The sequence below is a fragment of the Oscillatoria sp. HE19RPO genome (assembly GCF_024220515.1).
Lineage (GTDB): Bacteria > Cyanobacteriota > Cyanobacteriia > Cyanobacteriales > Laspinemataceae > Laspinema.
In genome coordinates this window covers 1-1,357 of the sequence record NZ_JAMXOT010000487.1, presented here as the reverse complement: position 1 = coordinate 1,357, position 1,357 = coordinate 1, and the positions used below count along the sequence as shown (strand labels likewise).

The following is a 1,357-nucleotide window of genomic DNA, read 5'->3' as shown; positions in this document are numbered from 1 at the left end:
TCCAAAAAATAAAACCTTCAAAAAACCCGCAGGCTCAAGCCTGGAGCTACACGGACAAAGCCCGCCTGCGCGGGCTAAAAGAGCCTTGTTAGGTGCGATCGCATCAAAGCAAGGATGATTTATTTGTTGGAATCCCCTAAAAAGCGAGGTTCTCTTGAACCCGCGCAGGGGGGCTTTTTCTGTGTTGACCCACCCTTGAGGGTGTGGGTTTTTACCGCAGGGGAAAAGTTAGACCCTAGAGGGGCTAAATATTCAGAAATATCCTCCCTATAAAAATGCTACAATCAGTGTGACGTTTAGACGGGTGCGACTCGTGAGTGTCTCCGTACAATTTATCAAGGGATTAGATGAGGAACTCGGTGGAATTAGTCTGCGAAAAGGCCGAGACTCAGGAACGAAAACAGTAGTATTACTGTTTGAACGGGTCCAAGCAATGGAGAAAGGCCGAAGTTTTATTAATAAAATAGAAACCTTAAATTTGTGTGATGAAGAAGGGGAAATTACAGTCATTCCCAATGGCATGAAATTTCAATTTGTTGATGATGATAATCTCTCCCAAGCTGAATGTTCCTTTGAGGTGACTTCTGATGAAGCCTGGGAACGAGTGATGAGATTTTTGCACCGCTATGCCGATGCACATGGGTTTGAATTCCAAGAACCCAAAGTCTAGGCTTTCTTCTGGGGCGATCGCCAATCCGAGGGCGATTAGCTGGGATCAATGGGATTGATTGACCCCCGCCATTTTCTCGGATCCCAACCTAACTGGCACCTCAATCCAGAATTTCCGTATCAACCACTACAAAAAACCAGGACAGGGCGGTGATACTAAGGTACGATGCAGGTTAAGCAATCAGCAGTTCAACAGCGTGAGGAGTCAGAAGCGTGAAAAAGGTAGAAGCCATTATTCGGCCATTTAAGCTCGACGAAGTAAAAATCGCCTTAGTTAACGCAGGCGTAGTAGGGATGACCGTTTCAGAAGTCCGAGGGTTCGGACGGCAAAAAGGTCAAACTGAACGGTATCGCGGTTCTGAGTACACCGTAGAATTTTTACAAAAACTCAAAGTGGAGATTGTCGTCGATGACGACATGGTGGATCTCGTGGTGGACAAAGTTGTTGCTGCGGCTAGAACTGGCGAAATTGGGGATGGTAAAATTTTCATCTCCTCCGTGAATGAAATCGTCCGGATTCGTACCGGAGAAAAGAACCTGGAAGCCATTTAGGGAACTCCAAAAAATAAAATACCCAAAACCCACACCCTCAAGGGTGGGGCTATACGGACAAAGCCTGCCTACGCAGGCTGAAGAGTCAAGTTTTTCACCGCAGAACTTGGATAATTTATTTTTTTGGACTCCCTTA

Annotated in this window: 2 protein-coding genes; both read left to right on the top strand. The window is 46.0% G+C overall.

The annotated features are described in order from the left end of the window. Positions 1-313: 313 nt before the first annotated feature. Positions 314-670, top strand: coding sequence for a photosystem II reaction center protein Psb28 (gene psb28 / locus NG833_RS29940; RefSeq protein WP_254568910.1), 357 nt, complete (start codon positions 314-316; stop codon positions 668-670). 212 nt (positions 671-882) lie between these two features. Then, the gene (locus tag NG833_RS29935; protein ID WP_254568909.1) at positions 883-1,221 is read left to right on the top strand and encodes a P-II family nitrogen regulator; all 339 of its coding nucleotides are present in this window, start codon (positions 883-885) and stop codon (positions 1,219-1,221) included. The last annotated feature ends 136 nt before the right edge of the window (positions 1,222-1,357 follow it).